Annotated in this window: 5 protein-coding genes; 3 read left to right on the top strand and 2 right to left on the bottom strand. The window is 66.7% G+C overall.

Features of this window, described 5'->3' with window-relative positions; translation table 11 throughout:
• Positions 1 to 680, top strand: a 680-nt coding sequence (locus tag KHA85_RS15760; protein WP_213186536.1) for a sulfite exporter TauE/SafE family protein, incomplete at its 5' end; no start/stop codon positions are given.
• A gap of 231 nt (positions 681 to 911) precedes the next feature.
• Here the strand turns inward: KHA85_RS15760 and KHA85_RS15755 are convergent.
• Positions 912 to 1,961, bottom strand: a complete 1,050-nt coding sequence (locus KHA85_RS15755; RefSeq protein WP_213186535.1) for a hypothetical protein — start codon at positions 1,959 to 1,961, stop codon at positions 912 to 914.
• Between the two features lie 677 nt (positions 1,962 to 2,638).
• A complete protein-coding gene (locus KHA85_RS15750) occupies positions 2,639 to 4,912 on the bottom strand; it encodes an FAD-dependent oxidoreductase (RefSeq protein WP_308936975.1) in 2,274 nt (757 codons plus the stop codon).
• Between the two features lie 332 nt (positions 4,913 to 5,244).
• Between KHA85_RS15750 and KHA85_RS15745 the strand changes: the two genes are divergently transcribed.
• Together KHA85_RS15745 and KHA85_RS15740 are read left to right on the top strand one after the other, a co-directional pair.
• On the top strand, positions 5,245 to 5,799 hold the full coding sequence (locus KHA85_RS15745) for a DUF6230 family protein (protein WP_213186534.1): 555 nt from the start codon (positions 5,245 to 5,247) through the stop codon (positions 5,797 to 5,799).
• Complete coding sequence (locus KHA85_RS15740) at positions 5,796 to 6,191, top strand: DUF6114 domain-containing protein (RefSeq protein ID WP_182643704.1); 396 nt, start codon at positions 5,796 to 5,798, stop codon at positions 6,189 to 6,191. The genes KHA85_RS15745 and KHA85_RS15740 overlap by 4 nt, the downstream gene beginning before the upstream one ends.
• Positions 6,192 to 6,554 lie beyond the last annotated feature (363 nt).

Raw genomic sequence — 6,554 nt, 5'->3', positions numbered from 1 at the left:
GGTGGCGCACGGGCCTGATCTTCGGCGCGGCCGGGATGGTCGGCGCGTTCCTCGGCGGTCTGGCCGGTGGCTACATCCCCGGCACCCTCCTCATGATCGCCTTCGCGCTCATGATGATCGCCACCGCGGGCGCGATGATCAAGGGACGCAAGGACCGTGACGGGCAGAGTCAGACGCACCATCATCCGCTCTGGCGAATCCTCCTGGACGGACTCGTCGTGGGCGCCGCGACCGGCCTGGTCGGTGCGGGCGGCGGCTTCCTCGTGGTGCCGGCCCTCGTCCTCCTGGCGGGCCTGCCCATGACGGCCGCTGTGGGCACATCCCTGCTCGTCATCGCGATGAAGTCCTTCGCCGGTCTCGGCGGCTACCTCACCTCGGTCAGCCTCGACTGGCCGCTCGTCGCCGCCGTCACGGCCGCCGCCATCGCCGGCTCTTTCGTCGGCATCCGGCTCACCTCCGTGGTGCCGGAGCGGGCGCTGCGGAAGGGCTTCGGGGTCTTCGTCCTGCTCATGGGCGCGTTCGTCTTGTCGCAGGAGCTGCCGTTCCCCGCCGGGCCGATCATCCTCGGCGTCGTCGCGGTCTTGGCCGCGGCCGCGGCGGTCTGCCTGCTCGGACTCAAGGAGCGCTGCACGCTGGGCAGGGCTGCGGATCGCCAGAGGGGCGAAGCGGTACTGGTGTGACCGCGTGGGCGCGCGCAGCTGCGACGCGATTAGGTGCGCAGACGGAGGCGCGGCAAATGTGTTCCCATCCTCCCAGCCGGAGGTCGAGCGTTCATCCGACTCGGTAACGCACTGCTTAGCGCCGAGGGCCCCACGGGTAAGTCCTGGTGCGCGCCGAGCCGCGTGGTCCGGCCACCCGGAAGGCCGATTCCGGCTCGCCGAACCCCGGTGAATGCGCGCGCCCGAGGTCGGTCAAGTCTGTCGAGTGAGCTGAAGTGATAATTCGCATGTCTTGGACACGCCCAGGTCCTGCAGCTCCCGCTTCAATCGCTGAGGGAATCCGAACTCGGCGCCAGATCCAATCGCTAGGACGCAATCTCTGACCGCCATGAGCTTGCCCAGATAGCGGCTATATGCCTCGGCCGCTGGATCGCCTAGGGCTGGGCTTCTATCGATCGCAGCTTTGATCTGATCGATGGTCAAGTAGCGCAGGGAAGGGCTAGGAGATGTTGCGGGCTGACCGAGCGCATAAACGAACCACTTCACCAGGTCCGGACTTCTAAGACGAGTTGCCTTCAGGGCGCGCTCCCTGAATCTCTCAACCTGCTCGTCGCTAAGGCACGCGGAGAAGCTGCACTGTATTACCGCCTTCCAGTGCCCTTGACCATCGTCAAGAATCAAGTGCTTTCCCTGCGCGCCCAGCTCGCTGGCCGACGCGTCCGGAGGCGGGAGTGGTCCGTTTAAGCCGACGCTGCTCCAGATCTGGTCGACCTCACCGACGCTTGCGAGCCAGTGGATTGTCGCGGCATGTACCTTGTCCGGATTCACTGCGATCAAATGGTGGAGAGGATCCGTGGAAAGCTCCAACGCCAGCGCTCGCAAATCATCGAGAGTCGGAGGCTTTACTCGTGGCCGCCGCGAGCAGGCCGGGCAGCGTTCGCCTAACTGGCAATTGTCGTGCCCGAGGGCCCCCGTCTGCACAATCTCGTTCAGAAGCACTCGGGTGCGGACTACGTACCTCCGCGAAACGAATGTCACCACTGAATCCAAATAGGCGAGCCGAATGAGCTCGTCCATCTCGAGACCTTCCGGTTCCCGACCAGAGTTCTCCGCGACATGAGATTGGATCCGCTGCTCCACCCTGCGAACGGCATCCAATTCGAACCGCGCCCGCAGCATACGCGCCTCGCCGGACACGTCTACTGGCTCGGACTCGGAGTCGCTAGCCCTGACGGCCGCGCAGATCACCTTCTCCAAGAATGGGAGGACGATGTCAGCATCGTGCGGTGGGTTCGCGGTCATGCGCCAATCATGGCGTGTCGCTACGACGCAGCAAGCACGATCGGGCGGACTTCCTCCCCACGGCGAGACAGGAAGTTGCTAAGCGGGCAGGGTCCGGTATCTCCAACCGCTAACCTCAATCCGTGAATGATCTTCTAGTCGAGATAACCCACTGCCAACTGCTCGAGAACTCCAAGTCCGGCAGCATTGGACCGTGCTCTCGGATCGTCGGCGTTCAACGCCACCTAGCTCTGAATGAGCATCAGGTACCTGAACCCTGGACTGGCCACCTCGACGAGGCAAGGATCCTGTTTATCAGCAGCAACCCCTCTATCGATTTCAACGAGCCGTATCCCTCGTGGGGAGACGACTTGGAAGCTACAAACGAGTTCTTCACCAACCGATTCGGCAATCAGCCGGGCCAGATCAGGGATGGGATGTACCCGACCGCCAAAGATGGATCCCGGGGGCGAGCCGTGCGTTTCTGGAGCGGGGTCCGGCAACGTGCATTCGAGCTCTTACCTGATGCGGAGCCGGGCCTCGACTACGCGATGACTGAGGTGGTTCATTGCAAGAGCCGAAAGGAGGTCGGCGTCCGAGATGCGTTGTCGACGTGTACACAGCGCTATATGCCGCGAATAATCGACGGAGCACCGAAGGCTAAGTTGCTGGTCGTCTTCGGGGTGCACGCTGCTCGTTCAATGGCTGAGGTGTTCGCACTCGAACTCGACTCCACAAGGCGACTGGCCCGAATGACTCAAGGCGGCTTGGAACGCACAGTCGTGTACTTGGATCACCCCGCGAGTGGAGGGAAGGCGAAGAGATTCGAAACCGCTCTGAGTACTGCCGATCTGGAGACGATTAGACGCGACCTTGAACGCCGAGTGGATAGCGCCGTGGATGTAGCCCACCTCGCCGGCGTCACCCACGACCTCGCAGTCGATGCCCGCAGCGCGCAGCTCATCGGCCAGCGGCGCGGCGGCCATGGTGCCGTCGGCGTAGATCACCATGTCGGCCGCGGCGGACTTGGCGTTGCCCTTGGCGTCGGTCCACTCCACGCCCGACTCGGTGATGCGGGTGACCGAGACGCGGCGCTGGATGTCCACGCCGTGCTCCTTGGCGTGCCGCACCGCGGTCCACCGGCGCGGCATCGCCAGCGGCAGGCCCAGCTGCTGCGACTCGTGCAGCAGGGTCACGCGGCGCCCGCGCTCCGCCAGGAACTCGGCCAGCTCCAGGCCCACCAGCGACCCGCCGATCACCACGACGTTCTTGCCCATCGGCAGCGCGATCTTGGTGAGGTTACGGATCCACGCCGGCCGCTTGGTGATCGTCGACAGCTTGCCCAGCCGCCCGACCAGGCGCAGGAACAGCCCGGCCTCGTCGGCGGTGGCGGTGCCCAGCATGGTGTTGCGGAGCGAATCGCCGGTGTGCACGTGCGGCAGGTCGCCGCCCGGGATGGCCGGGGCGGGACGCTTGGCGCCGGTCGCCACGATCACCCGATCGGCGCCGAGCGAACGAATCATCTCCACGGTCGCCTCGGTGTTCAGGCGCACGTCGATGCCCAGCCGGTCGATCTCGGCGGCGAAGAAGCGGATCAGCGGCTCGTTGTCCGGCGTGGTGAGGGTGGAGAACCACATGGTGCCGCCCAGCCGGTCGGCCTTGTCCAGCACGGTCACGCGGTGCCCGCGCTCGGTGAGCACGACCGCGGCCTCGAGCCCGGCGGGTCCGGCGCCCACCACCACGACGTGCTCACGCTTCGGCGCGGGCGTCAGCGGGAGAAGCTTCTCGTTACCCAGCGCCGGGTTCACCGCGCAGAAGGGGGTGTCGTCAAAGAAGTTCTCGGCCACGCAGAGGTAGCAGTTGATGCACGGCCGGACCTCGGCCCGCCGCCCGGTGGCCAGCTTGTTGGGCAGGTCCGGATCGGCGAGCAGCTGCCGGCCCATGGCGGCGAAGTCCACCTTGCCGTCGTCGATCGCCTTCTCCGCCACCTCGGGCAGCATGCGCCCGACGGCGATGACCGGAATCGACACGGCCTGCTTCACGGCCGCGGCGTTGTCCAGGTAGGCGCCGATGGTGTCGGGCAGGGGGCCGTCGGTAAAGTTGTCGAAGGGGTTGCGGCCCCAGCCGGTGACGTGGATGGCGTCGGCGCCGGCCTTCTCGAACAGCTGCGAGGCCAGGATCGCCTCGTCCAGCTCGAGCCCGCCCTCCTGGCCGTACTCCTCGCCGGACACGCGCACCAGCACGGCCAGCTTGTCGCCCACGCGCTCCTTGACGGCCGAGATGACCTCGCACGCCAGCCGCGCGCGGTTGACCAGCGACCCGCCGTACTCATCCGTGCGCTGATTGTCGCGCTTGTTGAGGAACACGCCGAGGATGTAGCCGTGCGCGACGTGGATCTCGATCGCGTCGGCGCCGGCCTTGGCGATCCGCTCGGCGGCGTCGGCCCAGGTGTCGATGAGCCACGCGATGTCGTCGTGGTCCATCTCCTTGTAGACGGTCTTCTTGCCGCCGGTGGCGGCGCCCATCTTGCCGAGCTCCTCGGGGGTGCTGTCGGCCAGCGCGGACATGTCGTAGCTGTAGTCCGGCTCGTTGGGGGCGATCACCGGCCGGTCGTTGGCCACGTCTACGCGGGCGACCTTGCCGTGGTGCGTGGACTGCACGCACAGCGTGGAGCCCGCCGCGTGCACGGCGTCGGCGAGCGCCTTGAGGCCGGGGATGTACTTGTCGTCGGACAGGCCCGGCTCCTTGAGCGAGGCGGCGCCGACGGGGAACGCGATCGCGCACGCGCCGGTGATGATGAGCCCGGCGCCGCCCTTGGCGCGGGCGACGTAGTGGTCGATCTCCACCTGTTCGATCTCGCCGTCCTCGGAGACGTTCATGTCCATGGCCGGAAGGACGATGCGGTTGGGGGTCTCCATGGGGCCGATCCGGCCCGGTGAGGTGAGACGGGGGAACGAGGTGCGGGTAGTCACGGTAGTGAGAATACGCCCGTGTTGACGAGTGTCAGAACTTTGTGGGGAATCCAGGTCGGAGGAGTTCCCTCGCCGCGCGGGGGGACGTGCTACGGGCGACGACGACGAGGGGCGGGCGCGGGTCGGTGAGCGGTGGCTGCGGGGGCGTGCTCTGCTGCTGCGGCGGACTCGGTCAGGAGACCCCGCCTCCCGCGAAGAGGAAGACCGCGAAGGATGCCCAGGCACTCGCGGTGCGGATCCCCTCGGATGAGAAACGGATGAGTACGCTCAATGCAGCCGCGGACTCGTCCGCTCGACTAGACAACTGACGGTGCTGACGGAACGAGGGCCGGGTGGGGCACATCAGGTACGGCAGGTTCGCCGCGCTGTCCGCGGCGGGCCTGCTGGTCGCCAGCGCCGGTGCAGTCGTCACCGCGCAGACGGGCCTCAACATCTCCGCCGGCGAACTGGTCGCGAGTGCCCAGGTGAGAGGTCTGAGCGCCGGCCACGCCTCGATCCAGGCCGGACACGGAATCCTCGATGCCGCAGAAGATCCCGTAGCGATGGTGATCATGGAAGACGTCCGCATGAGCTACGTATGCGCGCGGATGAAGAGCGTCAACGTCCCGTTCCTTGGCACCGTCACTATGACGGCCGTCCTCCCCGAGGGTGCGGACATCTACGCGGACAAGTTGACCATCGACTCCGCACTGCTCTCCGGGCCGATGGCGCTCGACGAGATGATCATCGGTGCGGGCGCCGCCGGAGTCCACCTCGCGGTCCGGGAGCGCAGCCGTCGGCCTGTCCTCGGGCAGCCTCACCGCAGGGCACCTCGACGTGGAGCTCGCCGGCCTCCACGCCACCCGGCTCACCTCCTCGACCATCGAGCTGCGGGCGGAGCGCGGTGAAGCCAGCTGCTGAGGCGCCCGCGCCGGAGAACGACAGGCCACAGAGGGGTGCGGATCGCCCCGTCGCCGCAGCCATACTTCAGATCGCCTCCGGGGTCGTCGTCCTCGCGGTCGTCCTGGGAGTTGCATCCTTCGACGGGCTGGCGATCAGCTTCTCCGCCACATCCACGCCGATGGCGCTCTTCATCGGCTGCGGTCTCATCGCCTGCGGGGTGTCGACCTGGGCTCAGCCGACGACACGCATCCTGACCGGCCTGCTGGGCTTCGCCTTCTCTCTAGTCGCGCTCCCAGGCGCGAACCTCGGCGGCTTCATTGCCGGGACGGTGTTGGGAGTGCTCGGCTCCGCGGCAGCTCTGGCGTGGGCCCCGGGCGATCGACCGTCGAAGACGTAGTAGCCGTCTGCACATCCAGAGAAGGGGCATCGATCGCCCAACTGGGAATCGTCCTACTCCCCCGCACTCGGTGAAGACCACGTCGCGGTGGGATAGGCAGCGAGTTCGCGTCACGTGACGCTGGGTGCATGACCTTCCGAGAGAGCCGCGGCTGCCGTCCATAGCTAAGTGTCCGCCGCCCCTCGAACTGGGTTGGTCTTTCCGCAGCCCGTCGCGCCATGGCGATGACCGTCCTGCCTGTCCTGGCCGGCCCTGTGTCGGGTGGGTGAAATGGCGGGAACCCCCGAACCGTGGGTTCGGGGGTTCCAGCGTTGTGAAGTTGTGTTCGGCGGTGTCCTACTCTCCCACACCCTCGCGAGTGCA

It is taken from the genome of Dietzia massiliensis (assembly GCF_018390595.1).
In the GTDB taxonomy this organism is placed as follows: domain Bacteria; phylum Actinomycetota; class Actinomycetes; order Mycobacteriales; family Mycobacteriaceae; genus Dietzia; species Dietzia massiliensis.
The sequence above is the reverse complement of the archived record's forward strand: the minus strand, read 5'-3'. Positions and strand labels throughout refer to the sequence as shown.

Excerpts from the sequence above, each read along its gene's own strand:
- KHA85_RS15755 (WP_213186535.1), bottom strand. The coding sequence starts at position 1,961 with ATGACCGCGAACCCACCGCACGATGCTGACATCGTCCTCCCATTCTTG.